The sequence below is a fragment of the Ramlibacter sp. Leaf400 genome, assembly GCF_001424545.1.
Lineage (GTDB): Bacteria > Pseudomonadota > Gammaproteobacteria > Burkholderiales > Burkholderiaceae_C > Ramlibacter.
In genome coordinates this window covers 1-22,120 of sequence record NZ_LMQL01000002.1, presented here as the reverse complement: position 1 = coordinate 22,120, position 22,120 = coordinate 1, and the positions used below count along the sequence as shown (strand labels likewise).

The window sequence follows — 22,120 nt, the reverse complement described above, 5'->3', positions numbered from 1 at the left end:
CTGGATTCCCGCCTTCGCGGGAATGACGACGCCTGTCATCCCCGGACGGGAAGGGCCGTCATCCCCGCGAAGGCGGGGATCCAGTGCTTCCCCCTTACCTACCAGGCCGCACCAAACGCACTGCGAAGCTGCTCCAGCTGCTCCTGCGTCAACCCCTGCGGCTTCGGCTGCGCCATTCCCCACAGCCGCGCGGTCTCTTCCAGCTCCTCCAGCACCGCCGTCGCCCCTGCCGGCGTTTCGTGCCACACGTTCGGCCCCAGCCGCTCCAGCATCACCGCGCGCAGCGGCGCGCCGCGGTCGCGGTAGCGCTCGATCTGCTGCGAGACCAGCTCGCCCACTTCGGGATCACCGGGCCTGCGGTACGGGATCACCGGCACGTGGCCGACCTTCATCACGAAGTAGGGCGTGATCGGCGGCAGCAGCTCCTGTCCGCAGGGCTGCAGCGTGAGCGCCACGCAGTGCGTGCTGTGCGTGTGGATCACGCAGCCGGCTTCGGGCGCGGCCTCGTAGATGCGCCGGTGCAGCACCAGGGTCTTGCTGGCGCGGTCGCCGCCGACCTGCGTGCCCTGCGCATCGACCTTGGCCAGGCGGTCCGGCTCGAGGAAGCCCAGGCAGGCGTCGGTGGGCGTGATCAGGAAGTTGCCGTCGGCGAGCCTCACGCTGATGTTGCCGGCGGTGGCGTGCACGTAGCCGCGCTCGAACAGGCTGCGGCCGACGCGGCAGATCTCTCGGCGTGCGAAGTCTTCGTTCATGGGAGGAGGTCAAAAGCCTTGGTGAGGAAATCCGGCGTGCCGAAGTTGCCCGACTTGAGCGCCAGGTGGAGGCCCGCGCCGCCGCAAGCTTCGGCTTGCGCGTGGCACCAGGGCACGCCGGGATCGATCTGCGGGCCGATGCGCAGCTGGCGCACGCCCAGCGCCTGCACCGCCGCGCCCGAGGTCTCGCCGCCCGCCACCACCAGGCGCCGCACGCCGCGCCGCACCAGGCCGGCGGCGATGTCGGCCAGCGTGCGCTCCACCAGCTCGCCGGCGCGCGTGCCGCCCAGCGACTGCTGCACGGCCTTCACGGCCTCCGGCGAGGCCGTGGAATACACCAGCAGCGGCTTCTGGCCCAGGTGCTGGTCGGCCCAGCGCAGGGCCTCGGCGGCGACGTCCCCGCCGGCGCCCACGCGCAGCGCATCGACCTCGAAGGCCGGCAATCCGCGGCCGATGAACTCGCGCACCTGTTCCTGCGTGGCCGACGAGCAGCTGCCGGACACGACGGCGCTCGCGCCTTCGCCCGGCGGCAGCCGCGCCGCGTCGCAGGAGGGCGACAGGCCGTGGTTGGCGGGCAGGGCGATGGCGACGCCGGAACCGGCGACGACCAGCGGCGCATCGGCGATGGCGCGGCCCAGCGCCATCAGGTCCTGGTTGCCGACGGCATCGACGATGCCGAAGCGCACGCCTTGCGACCGCAGCGCGGCGATGCGCTCGCCGATGGCTTCAGGCCCCCGCGCGACCACCTCGTGCGGCACCAGCCCCACGCGGCTTTGCGGGCACTGCGCCTGCAGCACGCGCACCAGGTTGGCATCGGTCATCGGCGTGAGCGGGTGGTGGCGCATGCCCGAGTCGCTCAGCAGCACGCTGCCCACGAACAAGTGGCCCTGGTAGACGGTGCGGCCGTTTTCGGGGAAGGCCGGCGTCACGCAAACGAAGTCGGCGCCGAGCGCGTCGGCCAGCGCCTGGGCCACCGGTCCGATGTTGCCGGCCGGGGTGGAGTCGAAGGTGGAGCAGACCTTGAAGTAGATCTGCCTGCAGCCTTGCTCGCGCAACCAGCGCAGCGCGTCCAGCGACTGCGCGACCGCTTCCTGGGCCGGGATGGTGCGCGACTTGAGTGCGACCACGACCGCGTCCACGTCCTCGATGGGCGCCTTCGGCACGCCGATGGTCTGCACGGCGCGCATGCCGGCGCGCACCAGGTTGTTGGCCAGGTCGGTGGCGCCGGTGAAGTCGTCGGCGATGCAGCCGAGCAGCAGGGGTTGGGTCATCGTGGCCGCCACTCTAGCGCGACGGCGCGGCCATGCGGGCGCGCTGCGTGAAGAGCGGCGAGGTGCTGCTGGCCATCGCGAGTTCGGCCGCGGCCGACGTCAGTGCCGGGCCCAGCTGCAGCATGCGGTCGGGCGTGAGCCTCTGCAGCGGGCCGGCGATGGTGATGACGCCCACCGCGTCGTGGCCGCGGCGCAGCACGGGCGCGGCCATCGCCGACATGCCGGGCGAGTACATCTCCACGATGGTGGAAAAGCCGCGCCGGCGGTCCTCCTCCAGCAGCTTCATCAGCGCCTTGAAGGTGGTGGGCGCCTTGGGCCCGAAGGCCTTGGGCGAGCCGAAGCCCTGTCTGGCGACCAGCTCGGTGGCGCGCTCTTCCGACAGCGTCATCAGCCAGGCATGGCCGCCCGCGCTGCAGGACAGCTGCACGTCGATGCCCATGTCGGGGTCGTAGCGCAGGCCCGAGCGCGCGCCCTGCGCCTTGGCCACGAAGGTGAGTCGGTCGCCGTCCACCAGCGCCAGGCGCACCAGCTCGCCCGAGGTCTCGGCCAGCCGGTCGATGATGGGCTGGGCGATGTCGACGATGCCGGCGCCGCCCAGGAAGCTCAGGCCGATCGCCGGCAGCTTGGTGGTGAGCGCGTAGTCGCCCTGCGCGCGCAGCTGCCGCACGTAGCCGCAGCGCACCAGCTCGTTGAGCAGGCGGTGCGTCGCGCTGCGTGGCAGATCGAGCTCGGAAGCGACCGAGGCGAGCGGCATGCCTTCGGGCTCGCCGGCCAGCGTCTCGAGGATGCGCAGCGCGCGGTTCACGGTCCCGCTGGCGGCTTCGTTTTGCATGTTGGAAAGGGATTCCAGTCTGGAACGCTGTTCTGTTTCGATTCCTATCATGCCGCAGCGCCATCCGGGCGCCGCCGATTTCTTTCGAGGAGACAACCTTCGTGAATCCCCTTTTCCGCAAGACCCTGGCCGGCCTCGCGCTGGCCGCCACGGCCCTGGGCGCCTCCGCCCAGGAGGAACGCGTCATCAAGTTCGGTCACCTGAACAACACCGACCACCCGGTGAGCATGGGCGTCAAGCGCTTCGCCGAACTGCTGGCCGCCAAGAGCGGCGGCAAGCTGAAGGTGCAGGAGTTCCCGTCCAACCAGCTGGGCAACGAGATGCAGCAGCAGTCCGCGCTGCAGGGCGGCGTGCAGGAGATGACCGCGCCGGCCACCACGTCGCTGGCCGGCATCGTCAAGGAGTTCGGCCTGGTCGACTTCCCGTTCTCGGTCGGCAACTTCCAGCAGGCCGATGCGCTGCTGGACGGCCCGCTCGGCCAGGCGCTGATCGCCAAGCTGCCCGAGAAGGGCCTGGTCGCGCTGGGCTACTGGGACCTGGGCTTTCGCAACGCCACCAACAGCCGCCGCGCGATCACCAGGCCCGAGGACTTCGATGGCCTGAAGATCCGCGTGATCCCCAACCCGGTGTTCCTGGAGACGTTCAAGGCGTTCAAGGCCAACCCGGTGCCGATGCCGTTTGCCGAGCTGTACGGCGCGCTGGAGTCCAAGGCCGTGGACGGCCAGGAGAACCCGTTCTCGGTGATCCTGTCCAACAAGTTCTTCGAAGTGCAGAAGTTCGTCAGCGCCACCAACCACGTCTACGCGGCCAACATCGTGCTGGTGAGCAAGCGCTTCTGGGACCGCCTGTCGCCCGCCGAGCAGCGCATGATGCAGGAAGCCTTCAACGAGGCCCGCGGCTACCAGCGCCAGGCCAGCCGCGCCGCCGCGCAGAAGGCGGTGGAAGAACTCAAGGCCAAGGGCATGCAGTTCAACGAAGTGACGCCGGCCGAGCAGGCCCGCATGCGCGAGATCGCCAAGCCGGTGACCGACAAGTTCGCCGCCAGCTACGACCCCGCCACCGTGAAGCTGTACAACGACGAGCTGGCTCGCATCCGCAAATGAAGATCCTCGTCCTGCACGGGCCGAACCTGAACCTGTTCGGCCGCCGCGAGCCGCACATCTACGGCACGACCACGCTGGCGCAGATCGACGAGATGCTCGCGACGCTGGCGCGCGAACTGCAGGTCGAGCTGGCCACGGTGCAGTCCAACCACGAGGGCGTGCTGGTGGACTTCCTGCACCAGCACATCGACTCGGCGCAGGGTGCGCTGGTCAACCCGGCCGGGCTGACCCAGCACGGCGTGCCCCTGCACGACGCGATCAAGGCCATGCCCTTCCCGGTGCTGGAAGTGCACATGTCCAACATCGCGGCGCGTGAGCCGTGGCGCAGCCACTCCATCATCTCGCCGGCGGTCAAGGGCACGATCCAGGGCCTGGGGCCGCAGTCCTACCTGCTGGGACTGCGCGGGGTGGTCGCGCTCGCACGCCAGGCCACGCGCTGAGGAGGGTCGCGCCCGGCCCGGGGCGCGACCTATACTCGATGAATGAACGAAACGGTTCAATCGGCCCGGCGCGCGAAACCGGCGGCGAAGGCGGACCCGAAGGCGCGGCCGGCGCGCGCCGCCGAGCGTCCGACCGGCCGCACCAACGACCCGGAACGCACCCGGGCGAACATCCTCGAAGTGGCCGAAGCGGAGTTCGGCGAGCACGGCCTGGCCGGCGCGCGCATCGACCGCATCGCCGAGCTCACCCGCACCAGCAAGCGGATGATCTACTACTACTTCGGCAGCAAGGAGGGCCTGTACCTCGCCGTGCTGGAGGAGACCTACCGCCGGGTGCGCGACGTCGAGTCGCAGCTGCACCTGCAGGACCTGGACCCGGAGGACGCGCTGCGGCGGCTGGTGGCCTTCACCTTCGACCACCACCTGCACCACGAGTACTACATCCGCGTGGTGATGTCCGAGAACATCAACCGCGGCCAGTTCCTCGCGCAGAGTCCCCGCATCCAGGAGCTGAACGTGCCGGCCATCGCGGCCATCCGCAACCTGTACGAGCGCGGCGTGAAGGCCGGCCTCTTTCGCAAGGGCCTGGACCCGGTGGACATCCACGCATCGATCTCGGCCCTGAGCTTCTTCAACGTCTCCAACCGGCACACCTTCGGGCTGATCTTCAAGCTCGACATGCTGTCGCCGGCCTACATCGCGCACCGCCGCGCCAACGTGGTGGAGATGGTCGTGCGCTTCGTGCGCAAGTAAAAACCCCACGGCCGGGCCACGCCCGCGCGCGTGTCAGTAGTTTCCCTCGGCTCGAAAATTAACCAGTCCGTACAAAATCGCCGGACTGCAGGAGACCGCGCATGCTCGACACCCTCATCGACCGGATGTGCCGGTTGTTCGCCTTCCTCATGGTGGCCGCCCTGGCCCTCATGGTCATCATGGTGTTCGGCAACGTGGTGCTGCGCTATGGCTTCAACTCGGGGATCACCGTCTCCGAGGAGCTCTCGCGCTGGCTGTTCGTCTGGATGACCTTCCTGGGCGCGGTGGTGGCGTTGCGCAACCACGGCCACCTGGGCACCGACGTGCTGGTCTCTCGGCTGCCCGTGTTCGGCAAGAAGCTGTGCCTGGGCGCCACCCACCTGATCATGCTGTACCTGTGCTGGCTGATGGGGCAGGGCGCCTGGCAGCAGTCGGTGATCAACATCGGCACCACCAGCGCGGTGATGGAAGCGTCGATGGCCTGGCTGTACGCCAGCGGCATCGTGTTCGCCGTGCTGGCGGGCGCCATCATCGTCCTGGAGTTCACCCGGCTGGTGACCGGCCGCCTGCGTGAGGACCAGCTGGTTGCCATCGTCGAGTCCGAAGAGGAAGTGGCGCACGGCCCGGTCGTCATCGAGGGGGGCAAGCCGTGACCATCGCCGTCTTCCTCGGTTCGCTGCTCGGCGCCATGGCGCTGGGCCTGCCCATCGCCTTCGCGCTGCTGGCCTGCGGCGCCGCCCTGATGTTCCACCTGGGCAGCTTCGATCCCCAGATCCTGGCCCAGAACACCATCGAGGGTGCCAACAGCTTCCCGCTGCTGGCCGTGCCCTTCTTCATGCTGGCCGGCGAGATCATGAACACCGGCGGCCTGTCGCGCCGCATCGTCAACCTGGCGATGGCGCTGGTCGGCCACGTGCGCGGCGGCCTGGGCTACGTGGCCATTCTGGCCGCGGCGCTGCTGTCGGCGCTGTCGGGTTCGGCGGTGGCGGACGCGGCCGCGCTGGCGGCGCTGCTGCTGCCGATGATGGTTCGCTCCGGCTACGACAAGGCGCGCTCCGCCGGCCTGCTGTCGGCCGCGGCGGTCATGGGTCCGATCATCCCGCCCAGCATCGGCTTCGTGGTGTTCGGCGTCGCCGCCAACGTCTCGATCTCCAAGCTGTTCATCGCCGGCATCTTCCCCGGCGTGCTGCTGGGCGCGGCCCTCTGGTTCACCTGGTGGTGGCTGGTGCGGCGCGAGAAGATCGAGCCGCCGCCGCGCGCCAGCCGCGCCGAGATCCTGGTCGCGCTGAAGGACGCCACCTTCGCCATGGGGCTGCCCGTGATCGTGATCGTGGGCCTGAAGTTCGGCATCTTCACGCCCACCGAGGCGGCCGTGGTCGCGGCGGTGTACGCGCTGTTGGTGGCCACCGTCGTGTACCGCGAATTGAAGCTGTCGCAGCTGTATGGCGTGTTCCTGGCCGCGGCCCAGACCACCGCGGTGGTGATGTTCCTGGTCGCGGCCGCCATGGTGTCGGCCTGGATGATCACGGTGGCCGCCCTGCCGGCGCAGCTCGTCACGCTGCTGCAGCCGCTGCTGGACCACCCCACGCTGCTGCTGCTGGCCATCATGCTGCTGACGATGCTGGTGGGCACGGCCATGGACATGACGCCCACCATCCTGATCCTCACGCCGGTGCTGATGCCGCTCATCAAGGCCGCCGGCATCGACCCGGTCTATTTCGGCGTGCTGTTCATGATCAACAACTCCATCGGCCTGATCACGCCGCCGGTGGGCACCATCCTCAGCACCGTCGCCGGCGTCGGCAAGATCAGCATGGACGAGGTCACCAGGGGCGTGTGGCCGTTCATGCTCGCGCAGTTCGCGGTGCTGCTGCTGATGGTGCTGTTCCCGCAGCTGGTCATGGTGCCGGCGCGCTGGCTCTACAACTGACCTTCCAGAACCACTTTCCATCCCCAGGAGACCTGCCATGAAACGACTGTTCCTCAAGACCCTGCTGGCCGCCGCGGTGGCCGTGGCCGCCGCGGGCGGCGTCCACGCGCAGACCAAGACCATCAAGTTCGCCAACCAGAACGCCAAGGGCCACCCGATCGTGCTGGGCATGGAGAAGTTCGCCGAGCTGGTGGAGCAGAAGTCCGGCGGCAAGCTCAAGGTCAACGTGTTCCCCGGCGGCGCGCTGGGCAGCGACCAGGCCAACCTGTCGTCGCTGCAGGGCGGCACGCTGGAGATGGCCTCGATGAACTCGGGCATCTTCGCCAGCGTGGTGCGCGACTTCGCCATCTACGACTTCCCCTTCCTGTTCGGCGACGCCAAGGAGGCCGATGCGGTGGTGGACGGCGCGTTCGGCAGGTCGCTGCACGACAAGCTGCAGGAGAAGGGCCTGGTCGGCGTGGCCTACTACGAGCTGGGCTTTCGCAACATCACCAACAGCCGCCGCCCGATCACCAAGGTGGAAGACATCGCCGGCCTCAAGCTGCGCGTGATCCCCAACCCGATCAACGTCGACTGGGTCAGCGCGCTGGGCGCCAACCCGACGCCGCTGCCGTTCCCGGAGCTGTACGCCGCGCTGGAGCAGAAGGCGGTGGACGGCCAGGAGAACCCGGTGGCCACCATCCAGGGCGCCAAGCTGTTCGAGGTGCAGAAGCACCTGGCCCTGACCAACCACCAGTACAACCCGCAGTCGGTGGTGGTGAGCAAGAAGTTCTGGGACGGCCTGTCGGCCGACGAGAAGAAGGTGATCCAGGACGCCGCCACCGAATCGGCGAAGTTCCAGCGCGAGCAGTCGCGCAGCGCCGCCGCCGGCATCCTGGACAACCTGAAGAAGAACGGCATGCAGGTCACCGAGCTGCCCGCCGCCGAGGTGGCCAAGCTGCGCGAGAAGATGAAGCCGGTGATCGCCAAGCACTCCGCCTCGGTGGGCGATGCCACCGTCAAGGCCGTGATGGCCGAGCTGGACAAGGTCCGCAAGTAGGCGAGGGCGGCGCGCCATGAACGCAAGGCAGTCCGCGCCCCCGGTGGTGGATGGCAACACCGAGGTGATCGCGCACCTCGGGTGGCCCACCCACTCGTTCAAGGCGCCCATGATCTACAACCCCTACTTCGAGTCGGCCGGCATCAATGCGCGGGTCGTGCCGATGGGGTGCAAGGCCGAGGCTTTCCCGCAGGTGCTGCGCGCCCTGTTCTCGCTGGAGAACATCCGCGGCGCGCTCATCACCATGCCGCACAAGGTGTCGGTGGTGGACCTGCTGGACGAGGTCTCGCCCACGGTGCGCGTGGCGGGCGCCTGCAACGCCGTCCGGCGCGATGCGGCCGGCCGGCTGGTGGGCGACATGTTCGACGGCGAGGGCTTCGTGCGCGGGCTGCGCCGCAAGGGCGTGCAACTGGCGGGCGCGCGCGCCCTGGTGGTGGGCTGCGGCGGCGTGGGCTCGGCCATCGCGGCGTCGCTGGCCGGCGCGGGCGTGGGCGCCATCGCGCTGTTCGACGTGCAGGCCGGGACCATGGAAGGGCTGGCGCAGCGGCTGCGCACCCACTACCCGGCCGTGCAGGTCTCCACCGGCAGCACCGACCCGGCCGGCATGGACGTGGCGGTCAACGCCACGCCGCTGGGCATGAACCCGGGCGATCCGCTGCCCATGGACATGGACCGGCTGTCGCCCCGCACCTTCGTCGGCGAGGTGGTGATGAAGACCGAGACCACCGCCTTCCTGGCCGCCGCCCAGGCGCGCGGCTGCCCGGTGCAGGTGGGCACCGACATGCTGTTCGAGATGATCCCGGCCTACCTCGAGTTCTTCGGCCTGCCCACGACCGACGCGCAGACGCTTCGCTCGCTGGCCCGGCTGCAGTACTGAGCGGGCCGACCCGACGGGAGTCTTCATGAGCGACCTGCTTCTCCAACCCGACCACGCGCGCGAGCCGCTGCAGGCGTCCTTCAGCGACGAGGCCAACCCGGTGGGCCTGGATGGCGTGGAGTTCATCGAGTACGCCACGGCCAGCCCGCAGGCGCTCGGCCACGTGCTGGAGATGATGGGCTTCCGCCCGGTGGCGCGGCACCGCTCGCGCGAGGTGCTGCTGTACCGGCAGGGCGGGCTGAACATCGTGGTCAACGCGCACGACGCCGACCCGTCCGTGGGCGCTGCGCTGGGCCGCGAGGCGCCCGCCATCGGCGCCGTCGCGCTGCGGGTGCGCGATGCGCGCAGCGCCTACCGCTGGGTGCTGGAGCGCGGCGGCTGGGAGGTGCCCACGCACCCCGAGGCGATGGAGCTCAACATCCCCGCCATCCATGGCCCGGGCGGCAGCCGCATCTACCTGGTGGACCGCTGGCGCGAGTTCTCCATCTACGACGTCGACTTCGTGCCCATCCCCTCGGTGGACCCGCGGCCGCCGGCGGTGGCGGGCCAGCATTTCTTCGGCGTGGTGCAGTACATCGGCCCCGGGCGCAGCTACGACTGGATCGAGTTCTACCGCGAGCTGTTCGGCCTGGAGGTGATCCCCGACGAGCAGCGTTTCGGCATCCTGCCCTCGGGCAAGCTGCTGCGCGCGCCCTCGGTCGACCCCGACAGCCGCTTCATGCTGCAGCTGATCGAGCCCGGCCTGGACGTGGACGACGGCCGCGAGCGCTTCCAGCGCATCGGCCTGGGCGTGCCCGACGTGCTGGCCGCGGTGAAGGCACTGCGCGCGCTCGGCATGGAGTTCGTCGAGACCGAGGCAGCCCACACCGAGCGCCGCGGCGCCCTCACCAAGACCTACCTGGGCGGCGTGGTGTTCGAGCTGGTGCACAGCGAGCGGGGCGGGGCGTGAGCGCCGCCCGGCCGCCCGAAGGCGCTCGCACCGCGGAGGTTTTCGCATGACCGACCGCCGCAGCGAGAGGCGGGCCATCGCCGGGTTCGGCATGGACACCATCACGCTGGCCGGCCCGCTGGAGGCCAAGCTGGCCGCGATGGCCGAGGCCGGCTTCAGCCAGGTGATGCTCAAGGCCAACGACCTGGTGGGCCATCCGCAGGGCTGGCAGGCCGCGGTGCGGGCGGTGCATGCCAGCGGCCTGCGCGGCACCGGCTTCCAGGTGCTGCGCGACTTCGAGGGGCTGTCGGGGCACCTGCACCAGTACAAGGTGGACATCGCCAAGACCATGCTGGAGATGTGCGCCGCGCTCGGCTGCAAGGTGCTGCTGGCCTGCTCCTCGACCAGCACGCACGCCAGCCAGGACCTGGACCACCTGGCGCGCGACCTGCGCAAGCTGGCGCTGCTGGCCGTGCCGCACGGCATCCGCATCGCCTACGAGGGCCTGTCCTGGGGCCGCACGGTCAACGAGTTCACCACCGCCTGGGACGTGGTCTGCCGCGCCGACTGCCCCAACCTCGGCCTGGGCCTGGATTCCTTCCACATCCTGGCCGCGGGGACGTCTTTCGATGCGCTGGACGAGGTGGACCCGGGCAAGGTGTTCCTGGTGCAGCTGTCGGACTTCATGTGGCAGGAGACCCGCACCTTCGAGGAGCGCATGGCCACGGCGCGCACCTACCGCGTGTTCCCCGGCGAGGGCGTGCACACGGCGCAGATCGTGTCGCTGGTGCAGAAGCTCGACGCGCTCGGCTACGCGGGCGACTACAGCTTCGAGGTGTTCAACGACGACTACGTGCAGATGCCGCTGCCGATGGTGGCCGAGCGCGCGCGGCGGTCGGCGCTGTGGCTGGCGGAGGATGTGCTGCGGCGGTCGATGCCGTTGCCGGGGCAGTTGCGGTTGCGGACTTGATTTGGGCAGTGTTGCGTTGGGCAGTGCGCCCGCGCGGCAGGCGGTGCCTGGCCCGGGCTCATGGTGGGCCCTGCCCTCGGCGGTGTTCGAAATTTTTTGGCACCGTCATCCCCGAGAAGGCGGGGATCCAGTGCTTCCGGCAGTCCGCTGAAGGCGGACGCACTGGATTCCCGCCTCCGCGGGAATGACAGGAGAGAACGGGAGAGCGCGGAGGGAGCGGCGCGCCGGCCCCTCAACCCGCCACCGTCGGCCCCGGATGCGCCTTCTCCCAGGCCTCTTCATGCCGGATGCAGAACCGCGCGGCGGGGCGCGCCTTGAGCCGCTCGAAGGGGATCGGCTCGTCGCATTCCTCGCAGCGGCCATAGTCGCCGGCGCGCATTCGGTCGCGGGCATGGCGGATGTCGCGCAACTCGTCCTCCTGGCGGCGCAGCTGCACCAGGTCCACGCTGACCGCCATGCGGGCGTCGCCGTCCTCGACGGAGTCGCGCACCTCGCCCCCGCCGCTGGAGGAGGGCGTGGCGAGTTCCTGGCGCAGGCCGGCCATCGACTGCTCCAGCTCCTGTTCGCGGCCCGCCATCAGCTGCTGCAGCTCGGAGCGCTGCGCCGGGGTGAGTGCCTTGCCGTCCATCGGCCCATTTTGGGGAGGAAGCCCGGCGCGCGGGGGCCGCGGCGCCGGCCTGTTACGTCCGTTTGCGACCCGCCGGGGCGCCCACGGTGGCGTCGGATGGTTGACCGCCGACAGCCTCTCCAACGCCGTCCGACAGCCTCGCGAAGGGGGCCGACGGTCATGTGAGGCTTTGTCCTACACAGACCCCGCTGAGCTTGGCCAAGGATGGGCACCTTTCACCCCCCACCCAGGAGCCTCGAATGACCCAGCCCACGGATACCCCTCGCAAGCGCGGTTTCGCTCTGCTCGACCCCGAGAAGATGCGCCAGGTGGCCGCCCTCGGCGGCCGCACGGCCCACGCCGCGGGCCGGGCCCATCAGTTCTCCCGCGAGGAGGCCCGCGCGGCCGCCCGCCGCAGCGTCGAGGTGCGCACCCGCCGTGCCGCCGAAACGCGCCCGGCCGGCACGGACAGCTCCGGCCCCAACGCCTGATCGCGTCTCCCGCGAATCAAGCCCTGGCGCGTGCCGGGGCTTTTTTTTGCCCGATCGGCGGCTCAGGCCGGGAACACGGTCTCCGGCTCGGCGTCGACCAGCAGCCCGCCAGCCACGCTGCGCAGCCGCTCGGCCAGCCCATGCACCGCCACGCCGTGCTCGCGCCACAAGGCCAGGAAGCGGCCGTCGTGGTCCGACACCAGCCAGGCCTCGGGATCGCGGTCGCGCAGCGCCTGTTGCCGCCACAGGAAGTCCAGCATGAGCACGTGCACCTGCAGCAGCGCGACCAGGGCCCCGGCGAGTTCGGGGAAGGCGGCCTGCTGGATTCGGCACAGCTGGGCCAGGGGCGACTGCGGCCGCTCGCCCTGGAACACGGCGCGGCGCTGAGCCGCCAGCCATTCCGAGTACCGGGCCAGCGCCTCCAGCGCTTCCTCGGCCTGCCGGCGCCGCAGGTCGCGTCGGCGCAGGTGGCGGGTCAGGAGGCCGCTGGCCACGGCGATGCCGGTCAGCGCGAGCGCGACCCACAGCGCGTGGTACTGCATCAGGGTCATGGCTAGGCCGCCTTGCGCGAGCGGGTCTTGGCGGCCGTGGACTTGGCGCTCGCGGACTTGGCGCTCGCGGACTTGGCAGTGGCGGACTTGCCGGCCGGCTTGCGCTTGTCGGTGCCGGCCTTGGCCGCCGTCTTCCCGGCGCTGCGGGCGCCCTTGCGGGCCGCCGGTGCAGCTGCCGGCGCCGGGGCTTCGCGCGGGGCTCGCCCGCCGCCCGCCAGGCTGCGCTTGAGCAGGTCGGTCAGGTCGATGACGTTGGACCCGCCGCTGGGCGCTTCCTCCACCGGCGTGACGTGCTCGGTGTCGCCGGCTTCGGCCTTGGCCTCGACCAGCTTCATGATCTCTTCCTTGAATGAATCGCGGAACTGGTCGGCGCTCCAGTGCGCGGTCATGCCCTCGATCAGCTGCCTGGCCATCTTGAGCTCGGACTCCTTCACGCCGGCGGACTTGGCGTCGGAGGGCGGCAGCTTCAGGTCCTCCCACGAGCGGATCTCGCCGCCCCAGCGCAGCAGGTTGAGCACCAGCGCCGGGCCGTTGGGGATCACCACGGCCAGGTGCTGCCTGGTCTGGATCACCACGCGGGCGATGCCCACCTTGTTCGTCTGCTTGAGCGCCTCGCGCAGCAGCGCGTAGACCTTGTCGCCCTTGTTGACCGGCCCGACGTAGTAGGGCCGCTCCAGGTACACGAACGGCACCTCGTCGGCATCGACGAAGGCTTCGATCTCGATGGTCTGGGTGGTGCGTGGGTAGGCGGCCTGGATCTCCTGCGGGCTGAGCACTACGTAGTCGCCGCCGTGCCACTTGACGCCCTTGACGATGTCGTCACGGGCGATTTCCTTGCCGGTCTTCTTGTTGACGCGCTTGTAGCCCACCGGGTCCATGCTGCGCTTGTCGAGCCAGTCGAAGTCGACGCCGCTCTCGGCCGTGGCCGAGTACAGGCCGATCGGGATGTGCACCAGCCCGAACGTGATCGCGCCCTTCCACAGCGCACGCGTGGAGGTGGGCGCCATGCCCTTGGGCGTGGACGAGGAGGAGCGCTTGGCAGTGGCCATCTGATCAGGCAGTCTGGGAACGCGAACGCACGCGCGCTGTCGGCACCACGCACCGCCTGGTGTCAGCGCGTGCGTACACGCGACGGCGCGGCCTGGCTCAGCCGAGACCGAGCAGGCCCAGCACGCGCCGCACGGGCGACGCCGGCGGCCGGCCTTCCAGCCGCTCGGCCTGCGCCTGCCAGCGCGACTCGAGCCGCGCGAAACGATGGCGGCAGTCCGGCGAGAAGCAGTCCTGCGAACGCAGCGTCTTGAAGTTGCGCGCGATGCGGCGCGCCATCAGCAGCCGGTGCGCCGGCGCCTGCGTCTGCATGAAGGCCGTCATCAGCGACAGCGTCGCCAGCCACAACGCGCGGCTGGCCTCTTGCAGTTCAGGGGTCGCGGGCGTGGTGGTGGTGGTCATGGAAGGACAGTGGCTGCGGCCATGCTAGGCCGCGGTCCACCGCCTCCCTGTCAGCGCAGGGGGCTTCGCGCGTGCCGCGGATTCCTACCCGCGCGCAGGCGGGCGCCAACACGTCAACGCGTGCCCTGGGCGCCGCCGTTGGCGCGCGCGGCATGCCGCTTCTTACCGGCGGCGCGCGCTTCCTCGGTGGTGAATTCGTGCGCGTGCCCGCTCTGGTGGGCGGCCCGGCCTCCGAGGCTGGCGATCTCGCGCTGGCGCTGGGGATCCATCGCCGCGAAACCGCGCAGGCTGCGGCGCGATCCGGTGCTGGGGTCCTGCTTCTGGGGAGAAGAATCGAGGGAAGCCATGTTGCCCGTCCTTTCAGTCATGGAGTTTGGTTGCCGTCAGGCATCGCTTGTCCGGCAACGGGCGTGCCCGGGCCGTGGGCGTCGCCGCGAAATCCCGCTTCATCCGGCCTGCTGATCGGTGGGAAGAGAAAGGCTGGCGCGGCGTGGGCGCGCCAGCGGAACGAAGGCCGCTTACAGGCCGTATTCCTTCAGCCGGTTGTAGAGGGTCTTGAGGCTCACGCCCAGGGCCGCCGCGGTCCGTTCCTTGTGGTGGCCATAGTGGTCCAGCGTGGCCAGGATCACCTGTTTCTCGATGGCGGAAAGCGGCGTGCCCACGGCGACCTCGATGGTGGGGCGGGGTGTGTGCGCCTGCGCACCGTCCAGGGCGCCCGCGGCGGGCGCCTCCGGCATCGTGGCCAGGCGCGGCGCCGGCGAAGCGGTGAGCGGCGCTGCCGCCACCTGCGCGGGGTCGCGCGGCAGCCACTGCTCGGTGATCTCCGGCCCGGTGGACATCACATAGGCCCGCTGCAGCACGTTGCGCAGCTCGCGCACGTTGCCGGGCCAGCGGTACTGCGCCAGGCGCTCCAGCGCCGGCGGCGTGGCGCGCTTGACCATGCCTTCGCGCTGGCCGATCTCCTGCAGGAAATGCTTGACCAGCAGCGGCAGGTCCTCCAGCCGGTCGCGCAGCGGCGGCAGGTCCAGCGGGAAGACGTTCAGCCGGTAGAGCAGGTCTTCGCGGAACCTGCCCTGCGCCACCGCCTGCGCCGGGTCGCGGTTGGCGGCCGCGACCACGCGCACGTCGGTCTCCAGCGGCGTGGTGGAGCCCACGCGCATGAAGGTGCCGGTCTCCAGCACGCGCAGCAGCTTGACCTGCAGCTCCAGCGGCATCTCGGTGATCTCGTCCAGGAACAGCGTGCCGCCGTGGGCGCGCTCGAAGAAGCCCTGGTGCTGGCGCTCGGCGCCGGTGAAGCTGCCCTTCTCGTGGCCGAAGATCTCGCTCTCGATCAGGTTGGGCGAGATCGCGCCGCAGTTCACCGCCAGGAAAGGCTTGGCGCGGCGCCGGCTCAGGTCGTGGACGGTGCGCGCCACCAGCTCCTTGCCGGTGCCGCTCTCGCCGGTGACGAACACGGTGACCGAGGTGCCGGCCACGCGCGCCACCTGCTCGTAGATCAGCGCCATCGCCGCTGAAGTGCCCACCAGGTGGCCGAAGCGGCCGGTGCGCACCAGGTCGTCGTGCAGGCTGCGCACCTCGTCCTGCAGGATCGAGGGCTTCATCACGCGCGACAGGATGCTGTGCAGCTGCTTGGCGCTGACGGGCTTGATGAGGTAGTCGGCCGCGCCGTAGCGCAGGGCCTGGATCGAGGTCTCCAGGCTGGCGTGGCCCGTCATCAGCACGACTTCGGAATTGCCGATCAGGTCGGTCTCGTCCAGCAGCGTCATGCCGTTGCCGTCGGGAAGGCGCAGGTCGAGCAGCACCACGTCCGGCTGCTGCAGCGCCATCTGCTTGCGCGCCTCGCGCAGCGACTGCGCGGTGGCCGCCGAGAAGCCTTCGTTGGCCACCAGCTGCGCCATCATGCGTGCCGCGTCGGCATCGTCCTCGACGATCAATGCATGGCCCATCGAACTCCCTCTGGCGACCTTGCTCCGCCGTTGCAGCGAATGCCGGGCTGATTATTCTCCCGCGGGGGCCGGCGCCGGTGTAACGCTCGGCGAAATCTCACTCCGCGCTCAGGCTCGCACGCAACTGGGCCCGGTCCACCGGCTTGATCAGGTAGCCGTCGAACCCCGCCACCAGCGCATCGCTGCGGTCGCGCTCCTGCCCGTAGCCCGACAGGGCGATCAGCCGGCCCGCGTAGCCCGCGGCCCGCGCGTGCCGCGCCACCTCGTAGCCGGTGAGCCCCGGCAGGCCGATGTCGACGATGGAAACCTCCGGCTGCTGCCTCAGCAGGCGCGTGAGCCCTTCCACGCCGTCGGCCGCCGTGCTGACCGTGTGGCCGTCCAGCTCGAGCTTGGACCGCAGCGCGGCCAGCACGTCGGCGTTGTCCTCGATCACCAGCACGCGGCGCCGGCGCGACGGCGGCAGCGTGTCGCCCTCGGCCCGGGTGGGCGGCGCGATGGCGGGCAGCTCCACCGTGAAGCGGCTGCCGTCGTCCGAGCTCTCGGCGACCACCGTGCCGCCATGCAGTTCCACCAGCCGCTTGACCAGCGTGAGGCCGATGCCCAGGCCGCCGGCGCGGCGATCCAGGGTGCGCTCGCCCTGCACGAACAGGTCGAAGACATGCGGCAGCAGCGTGGCCGGGATGCCCATGCCGGAGTCCTTCACCTCGAAGACCGCGCGATCGCCGCGCAGCCCGACGGTGACCTCGATGCGGCGACCGGCCGGCGTGTACTTGATCGCGTTGGTCACCAGGTTGGTCATCACCTGTTCCATGCGCACCGCGTCGCCGTCGATCCACGCGTCGCCCACGTCCAGCCGCAGGTCGTGGCTGGCGGCCTCGCCGGTGAGGTGCAGCGTGCGCCGCACGCGCTCGAGCACCGCCGCCAGGTTGACCGGCTGGCGCGCCAGCAGGATCTTGCCGGCGATCACCCGGCCCACGTCGAGCAGGTCGCCCATCATGTGCGCCAGGTTGCGGGTCTGGCGGGCGATGATGGCGCGCGCCTCGCCGGCGCTGTCGCTGCCGGCCGGGGCCGCGTCCAGCACGTCGATGGCGGCCGAGATCGCGCCCAGCGGGTTGCGCAACTCATGGCCGAGCATGGACAGGAACTCGTCCTTGGCGCGGCTGGCCGCCTCCGCCGCCTGCCGCGCGGCGACGGCCTGCTCGGTGAGTTCGGCGCGGTGCAGTTCGGCCTCGCGCTGGTCCGTCATGTCGACCGTGAAGCCGGTCATCTGCTCCGGCTTGCCGTCCGAGCCGTAGCGCAGCAGCACCCGGCTGGACAGCCAGCGGCGGTCGCCGCCGGGCCGCAGCACGTCGTACTCCAGCGTCTGCGTCTGCCGCCGCAGCGCGCACGCGGTCCAGAAGTCGCGCTCGTTCGCCTCGCGCTCGGACGGTGCCATCAGCTCGAACCAGCGCGCCAGGTGCGGCGGCTCCAGTGACGCGATGCCGAACAGCTGGCAGTGCGCCGGGGTCCAGGTGAGGTGGTCGGCCTCGAAGCGGTAGTGGAAGAAGCCCACGCGCCCGGCTTCCTGCGCCAGGTCGATCAGGCGCTGGCTGGCCTGCAACTGCTCGTGGGCGGCCAGCAGCTGCGCCTCGACCAGCTTGCGCTTGGCGATGTCTTCTTCCAGCGCCTGGCGCGCGTGCCGGTCCTGGCGCGCGGCGGCCTCCAGCGCATCGCGCAGCATGGCCACTTCGCGCACCGCGACCCGCCCCAGCAGGCCCGCCGCGCCGCGCAGGGCCAGCGCCTGCAGCGGGTCGGCGACGCGCTGCGCGACCAGCACCGCCAGCAGCACCCCGAGCAGCAGGCTGGCGCCGCTGGTGGAGAGCGCGGCCAGGATGGCCTGGCGGTGCGCCGCGTCGATCGGCCGCGCCGGCATCGCCACCTGCACGCCCCAGCCCGAGGCCGGCACCTGCTGCCACGCGGCGTACACCGTGCGGCCGTCGACGCCCGTGAGCCGCTGCACGCCGGACCAGCGGCCCTCGATCGTGGCGACGGTGTCCGCGCCCAGGCTCATGCCCAGCGGCGGCCCGGGCGACAGCGTCCAGCCGATCAGCTGCCGGCGCGCGTCGTGCAGCAGCGCGTAGCCGGCCTCGGGCTTGTTGGCCGTGGCCGCCAGCCGCTGCCAGGCGTTGCCGGCCACGCGTGCGCCCAGCACCAGCCGGGTTTCGCCGCCGCGCACCACCGGCACCGCCAGCATCACGGCCTGTCCCTCGGGCGCGCGTGTCGGCACCAGGCCCGAGACGGCGGGCTGGCCCTCGCGCATCACGCGTTCATGCAGCTGCCCGAGTTCGCCCGCGACCGGCCCACCGGCCTGCAAGTCGCCGGAGTCGAACAGCAGCTGCCCTTCGGCGTCCAGCACGAACACGCTGTGCCAGTCGCGCCGCGGCGGCCGCTCGCGCAGCAGGCGGGCCAGCGATTGCTGCGGCGACTGCAGCAGGTCGGCATGGGACAGCGTGGCGAGCGCGTCGAACGATGCATGCACCTCGCTCTCGACAGCGTGCGCAAGGGCGGAGGCGGAGCGCGAGAGGTTGGCCTCGATCTGGCCCTGCTCGGCCCGCACGTCGGCCAGGATCTGCCAGCACACCAGCGCCGCCAGCGGCAGCGTGGCCAGCAGGATCATCGCCACCAGGTAGCGCCGAAGCGTCGCGCGCGGCCAGTACCGCTGCGGTTCGGTCGGGGGTGGTGGGTCCGGGGACATGGGGGCGGCGATGGGGGGAGCGCAACGGCCCAGCGTAGTACGGCTCAGCCTTTGGCGCAGTGTGCGGCAACAGCTTGTATCCGCTGCCTTGCAGCAAACGCTACCGGGTGCCGGCCTGTCGGGCACGGTGCTGCGCAACATTTACAGAAAAGCCGGACACGGCGCCGGGCCGCCTGCCTACCCTGTCGCCAGGGGCGGCCGAGCAGACGTGACGGCGCGTCTCAGACGTGACCAGCCGGCGGTGCGGGCACGGGACGGCATGCGACTTGCGCTGCCGTGGCGCACCGGCCGACCTGGCCTGGACTCATCAAGGAATGAACCCGATGCATACGCTGAGCTTGCAGATCGGTTCGACGTTGCAGACGACGCTCTCGCCGCGGCTGCAGCGCGCGGTCCGTCTGCTGCAGATGTCCTCGCTCGATTTCTCGCAGGTCGTGCGCGACGCCCTGGACAACAACCCCTTCCTGGAGCCCGACGAGTCCGCGGTGGCGGACCTGCCGTCGCCGGCGGGGGACGAGCCCGTGGGCGCCATGGACGCCAGCGGCGAATCGGCCGGGTGGGGCGCCGAGCCGATCTCGCGCGCGCGCATGGTCGACGGCGACGGCGTGTTCGACACGCTGGCCGCGCAGACCTCGCTGGCCGACCACCTGCTGGGCCAGCTCAACCTGCTGACGCTGTCCGAGCGCGACTGGACGCTGGCCGCCGCGCTCATCGAATCGCTGGAGGACGACGGCTACCTGCGCACCCCGCTGCAGGAGATCGGCGCGCTGGTGCCGATGGAGCCGCCGGTGGAGCCCGAAGAGCTGGTGGTCGCCCTGCGCCGCGTGCAGGCGCTGGACCCGGCCGGCGTGGCGGCGCGCGACGTGATCGAGTGCCTGCGGCTGCAACTGCCCGCGATCGACTGCGAGCGCAAGCGCGCGGTGGCCTCGCGCATCCTGCGCGACTGCGTGCAGTGCCTGGCCAGCCGCGACATGCCCGCGGTGGCGCGCCGGCTGGCCGTGTCGGTCGCGGAGGCGGAAGCCGCCTGCGCCGCGATCCGCCGGCTCGACCCGCGGCCGGGCTGGCGCTTCGGTGCGCCCTCGGTGCAGTACGTGACGCCGGACGTGATCGTGCGCAAGGTGCGCGGGCAGTGGACGGCGATGCTCAACGAAGCGGTGGTGCCGCGCGTGCGGCTCAACCGCAGCTACGCCGAGATGTTCCGGCGCCACCGCAGCGCGGAGAACACCGAGCTGGGCGCCCACCTGCAGGAAGCGCGCTGGACGGTGCGCAACGTGGAGCAGCGCTTTTCCACCATCCTGGCGGTGGCGCAGGCCATCCTCAAGCGCCAGCACCGCTTCCTGGCCTATGGCGCGATGGCGATGAAGCCGCTGGCCTTGCGCGAGATCGCGCAGGAGGTCGGCGTGCACGAGTCCACCGTCTCGCGCGTCACCAACAACAAGTTCATGGCCACGCCGGTGGGGGTGTACGAGCTGAAGTACTTCTTCTCGCGCGGGCTGGCCACGGCCAATGGCGGCGAGTGTTCGCCGACGGCGATCCGCGGGTTGATGCAGGAGATGTTCGCGGCGGAATCCCGCGTGCAGCCGATGTCGGATGTGGAGATCGCCAGGCAGCTGGCTTTCCAGGGGCTGAAGGTGGCGCGGCGGACGGTGACGAAGTATCGGCAGCAGATGAAGATCGAGCCGGCGGAGCGGAGGCGGGCGGGGGTGGGGGCCTGAGGCCCTCGGCTTTCCGGGCTCTTTGTCTCTTTGCTTATTGCTGTCCGTGGCCTGCGGCAGGGGGTCCCCGGCGGGGGGGCTCATGCTGTGCCTCTTCGCCTGCTTCGCTGGCGCTCGCAGTGCTGCGCGCATCGCTTGAGTGGTGCGGGCCCTCGCGGAAAAACTTATATGGACGCCTCCCGTGTGGCAAGCGGTTCTTCGAAGCTTTGACTCGGCGGATTCACTGCGGACTTATATCCGGCCTGTCATGCAGTCCGGACCTTCCGATCCGCTGCGGGGCCCTGAGATCGGAAGAGCACNGCGGGCCCTCGCGGAAAAACTTATATGGACGCCTCCCGTGTGGCAAGCGGTTCTTCGAAGCTTTGACTCGGCGGATTCACTGCGGACTTATATCCGGCCTGTCATGCAGTCCGGACCTTCCGATCCGCTGCGGGGCCCTGATGGACATTCGCGAGGCCGGTGCTCTACTCTCTGGCGGGCTGCAAGCCCTGAGTTTTTCGCAGCTTGGCCGGCCCACGGTCTGACCGCTGTTGCCATCACCTCATCGACTCGCCTGCACACTCAAGTGGGACCACGCGGCAGTCCGTGTGGTCGATCGATCAATTGGCTTTTGCCCAGCGCGACTGGTAGGGCGTGCCGTGGGCGCTCATGGCCCAGGCAATGCGCGCCAGTTTGTGCGCCACGGCGGTGGCCACGACGTTGTGGGGTCGGCGCTGCAGCAGCTTGGCGATCCAGTCCGGCGGATTGGCCAGCCGCACGAGGTTGCGCGCCCCGTGGATCAGCAGCGTGCGCAAGTAGGCGTCTCCGCGCTTGCTGATCGGTCCCATGCGCACCTTGCCGCCGGTGCCCGTGTGGCGGGGAGTCAGGCCCAGGCAACAGGCGAACTCGCGGGCGTTGCGCCAACCCGAGCCGTCCCCCAGCGTGGCGGCCAGAGCGGTGGCGCCGAGCAGACCGATGCCGGGCACGGCGCCCAGCCTCCTGGCCGTCTCGTTGCTGTTTCGGTCCAGCCGGATCTGCTGCTCCATCGCCTGCGCGTGCTGCTCGAGCTCGCGCAGCGCCTGCAACTGATCGTCCAGCAGCCGCACCATCGCCGGCGGCAGCTGTGCCTCGATGTGGGCGCGGTTGTCGGCGATCCACCGCAGTCCTGCCGGCCTGCCCTTGGGCAGCGCGATGCCGAACTCGTAAAGCAGCCCGCGCAGCATGTTCACGCTGGCGGTGCGCACGCTGACCCAATGCGAACGCACACGGTGCGCGCTCAGCTGAGCTTGCTGCTCGACGCTCTTGACCGGGACCCTGCGCACATCGTGGTGTTGAGTGGCCAGCCAGATTCCCCGGGCATCGCAAGCGTCGTCCTTGTTGCGGCTGACGAAGGCGCGCACCTGGTGAGCTGGCAGCAGCTCCACGCGGTGGCCCAGGCTGAGCAGTTGCCGGGCCCAGTGGTGCGCACCGGCGCACGCCTCCATGGCCACCACGCCGGGCTCGCGCTGCGCAAAAAACTCCACGACCTTGCCGCGGCCGAGCTTCTTGCGGTGAATCTCGCCCGAGCCCGGATCGACCCAGTGAAGCTGGAAGACATTCTTTGCAATATCCATACCGTACGTCGTAGCATTCATCTCGGGGGCCTCCTTCGCAAGTGGGTCGAACAGAATTCCACTTTGGCACTCGATGCCGTCAGATGCGAGGCCCCCCTCGTCGCACCGGCGCCGAAGACGGGAGGCGTCCATGCCATCTC

General features: G+C 70.4%; 22 protein-coding genes. 11 read left to right on the top strand and 11 right to left on the bottom strand.

Going from position 1 to position 22,120, the window contains the following annotated elements; all coding sequences use genetic code 11:
• Window positions 1-98: 98 nt before the first annotated feature.
• The 3 genes from ASG30_RS02280 to ASG30_RS02270 are packed head-to-tail and all read right to left on the bottom strand — an operon-like array spanning window position 99 to window position 2,855.
• Window positions 99-752, bottom strand: coding sequence for a class II aldolase/adducin family protein (locus ASG30_RS02280; protein WP_055892034.1), 654 nt, complete (start codon window positions 750-752; stop codon window positions 99-101).
• Window positions 749-2,023: a 3-oxo-tetronate kinase gene (otnK, locus tag ASG30_RS02275; RefSeq protein ID WP_055892032.1), complete on the bottom strand. Its 1,275-nt coding sequence runs from the start codon at window positions 2,021-2,023 to the stop codon at window positions 749-751. The genes ASG30_RS02280 and otnK overlap by 4 nt, the downstream gene beginning before the upstream one ends.
• Window positions 2,024-2,036: 13 nt before the next feature.
• Window positions 2,037-2,855 carry an IclR family transcriptional regulator gene (locus tag ASG30_RS02270; RefSeq protein ID WP_055892029.1) on the bottom strand — a complete coding sequence of 273 codons (819 nt, stop codon included), beginning with the start codon at window positions 2,853-2,855 and terminating at the stop codon, window positions 2,037-2,039.
• 101 nt (window positions 2,856-2,956) lie between these two features.
• Here ASG30_RS02270 and ASG30_RS02265 point away from each other — a divergent pair, with 101 nt between their 5' ends.
• From ASG30_RS02265 to ASG30_RS02225, 9 genes are all read left to right on the top strand, one after another.
• Window positions 2,957-3,958, top strand: a complete 1,002-nt coding sequence (locus tag ASG30_RS02265; protein ID WP_055892027.1) for a TRAP transporter substrate-binding protein — start codon at window positions 2,957-2,959, stop codon at window positions 3,956-3,958.
• A complete protein-coding gene (locus tag ASG30_RS02260; RefSeq protein ID WP_055892024.1) occupies window positions 3,955-4,398 on the top strand; it encodes a type II 3-dehydroquinate dehydratase in 444 nt (147 codons plus the stop codon). Before ASG30_RS02265 ends, ASG30_RS02260 begins: the two co-directional genes overlap by 4 nt.
• 42 nt (window positions 4,399-4,440) lie before the next feature.
• Window positions 4,441-5,151, top strand: a complete 711-nt coding sequence (locus ASG30_RS02255; protein WP_055892022.1) for a TetR/AcrR family transcriptional regulator — start codon at window positions 4,441-4,443, stop codon at window positions 5,149-5,151.
• A gap of 101 nt (window positions 5,152-5,252) precedes the next feature.
• A complete protein-coding gene (locus ASG30_RS02250; protein ID WP_055892019.1) occupies window positions 5,253-5,804 on the top strand; it encodes a TRAP transporter small permease in 552 nt (183 codons plus the stop codon).
• Window positions 5,801-7,081: a TRAP transporter large permease subunit gene (locus tag ASG30_RS02245; protein WP_055892017.1), complete on the top strand. Its 1,281-nt coding sequence runs from the start codon at window positions 5,801-5,803 to the stop codon at window positions 7,079-7,081. The genes ASG30_RS02250 and ASG30_RS02245 overlap by 4 nt, the downstream gene beginning before the upstream one ends.
• Window positions 7,082-7,118: 37 nt before the next feature.
• Window positions 7,119-8,120 carry a TRAP transporter substrate-binding protein gene (locus tag ASG30_RS02240; protein WP_055892014.1) on the top strand — a complete coding sequence of 334 codons (1,002 nt, stop codon included), beginning with the start codon at window positions 7,119-7,121 and terminating at the stop codon, window positions 8,118-8,120.
• 43 nt (window positions 8,121-8,163) lie between these two features.
• Complete coding sequence (locus tag ASG30_RS02235; RefSeq protein WP_055892011.1) at window positions 8,164-8,997, top strand: shikimate dehydrogenase family protein; 834 nt, start codon at window positions 8,164-8,166, stop codon at window positions 8,995-8,997.
• 25 nt (window positions 8,998-9,022) lie between these two features.
• Window positions 9,023-9,946, top strand: coding sequence for a 4-hydroxyphenylpyruvate dioxygenase (locus ASG30_RS02230; protein WP_055892009.1), 924 nt, complete (start codon window positions 9,023-9,025; stop codon window positions 9,944-9,946).
• Between the two features lie 46 nt (window positions 9,947-9,992).
• Window positions 9,993-10,895 carry a sugar phosphate isomerase/epimerase family protein gene (locus ASG30_RS02225; RefSeq protein ID WP_055892006.1) on the top strand — a complete coding sequence of 301 codons (903 nt, stop codon included), beginning with the start codon at window positions 9,993-9,995 and terminating at the stop codon, window positions 10,893-10,895.
• Between the two features lie 232 nt (window positions 10,896-11,127).
• On the opposite strand, the gene ASG30_RS02220 is transcribed toward ASG30_RS02225, so the two are convergent.
• A complete protein-coding gene (locus ASG30_RS02220) occupies window positions 11,128-11,523 on the bottom strand; it encodes a TraR/DksA family transcriptional regulator (protein ID WP_055892003.1) in 396 nt (131 codons plus the stop codon).
• A gap of 239 nt (window positions 11,524-11,762) precedes the next feature.
• Between ASG30_RS02220 and ASG30_RS02215 the strand changes: the two genes are divergently transcribed.
• Window positions 11,763-11,993, top strand: a complete 231-nt coding sequence (locus ASG30_RS02215) for a hypothetical protein (protein ID WP_055891999.1) — start codon at window positions 11,763-11,765, stop codon at window positions 11,991-11,993.
• A gap of 62 nt (window positions 11,994-12,055) precedes the next feature.
• On the opposite strand, the gene ASG30_RS02210 is transcribed toward ASG30_RS02215, so the two are convergent.
• The 6 genes from ASG30_RS02210 to ASG30_RS02185 form a co-directional block, all read right to left on the bottom strand.
• Window positions 12,056-12,544, bottom strand: a complete 489-nt coding sequence (locus ASG30_RS02210) for a hypothetical protein (RefSeq protein WP_055891996.1) — start codon at window positions 12,542-12,544, stop codon at window positions 12,056-12,058.
• Window positions 12,545-12,546: 2 nt separating this feature from the next.
• Window positions 12,547-13,593: a non-homologous end joining protein Ku gene (ku, locus tag ASG30_RS02205; protein ID WP_055891992.1), complete on the bottom strand. Its 1,047-nt coding sequence runs from the start codon at window positions 13,591-13,593 to the stop codon at window positions 12,547-12,549.
• Window positions 13,594-13,690: 97 nt separating this feature from the next.
• Entirely contained in the window at window positions 13,691-13,993 is a 303-nt protein-coding gene (locus tag ASG30_RS02200; RefSeq protein ID WP_055891990.1) for a hypothetical protein, read from the bottom strand.
• Between the two features lie 113 nt (window positions 13,994-14,106).
• Window positions 14,107-14,340 carry a KGG domain-containing protein gene (locus ASG30_RS02195; RefSeq protein WP_200947224.1) on the bottom strand — a complete coding sequence of 78 codons (234 nt, stop codon included), beginning with the start codon at window positions 14,338-14,340 and terminating at the stop codon, window positions 14,107-14,109.
• 171 nt (window positions 14,341-14,511) lie between these two features.
• Window positions 14,512-15,939: a sigma-54-dependent transcriptional regulator gene (locus ASG30_RS02190; RefSeq protein WP_055891984.1), complete on the bottom strand. Its 1,428-nt coding sequence runs from the start codon at window positions 15,937-15,939 to the stop codon at window positions 14,512-14,514.
• A 97-nt stretch (window positions 15,940-16,036) separates the two neighbouring features.
• Window positions 16,037-18,673: a hybrid sensor histidine kinase/response regulator gene (locus tag ASG30_RS02185; protein WP_156385384.1), complete on the bottom strand. Its 2,637-nt coding sequence runs from the start codon at window positions 18,671-18,673 to the stop codon at window positions 16,037-16,039.
• Between the two features lie 323 nt (window positions 18,674-18,996).
• Here ASG30_RS02185 and rpoN point away from each other — a divergent pair, with 323 nt between their 5' ends.
• Complete coding sequence (rpoN, locus tag ASG30_RS02180) at window positions 18,997-20,388, top strand: RNA polymerase factor sigma-54 (protein WP_055891978.1); 1,392 nt, start codon at window positions 18,997-18,999, stop codon at window positions 20,386-20,388.
• A 599-nt stretch (window positions 20,389-20,987) separates the two neighbouring features.
• On the opposite strand, the gene ASG30_RS02175 is transcribed toward rpoN, so the two are convergent.
• Window positions 20,988-22,001 (bottom strand): IS110 family transposase, encoded by a 1,014-nt coding sequence (locus ASG30_RS02175; protein ID WP_055891975.1) that lies wholly within the window; start codon window positions 21,999-22,001, stop codon window positions 20,988-20,990.
• Window positions 22,002-22,120 lie beyond the last annotated feature (119 nt).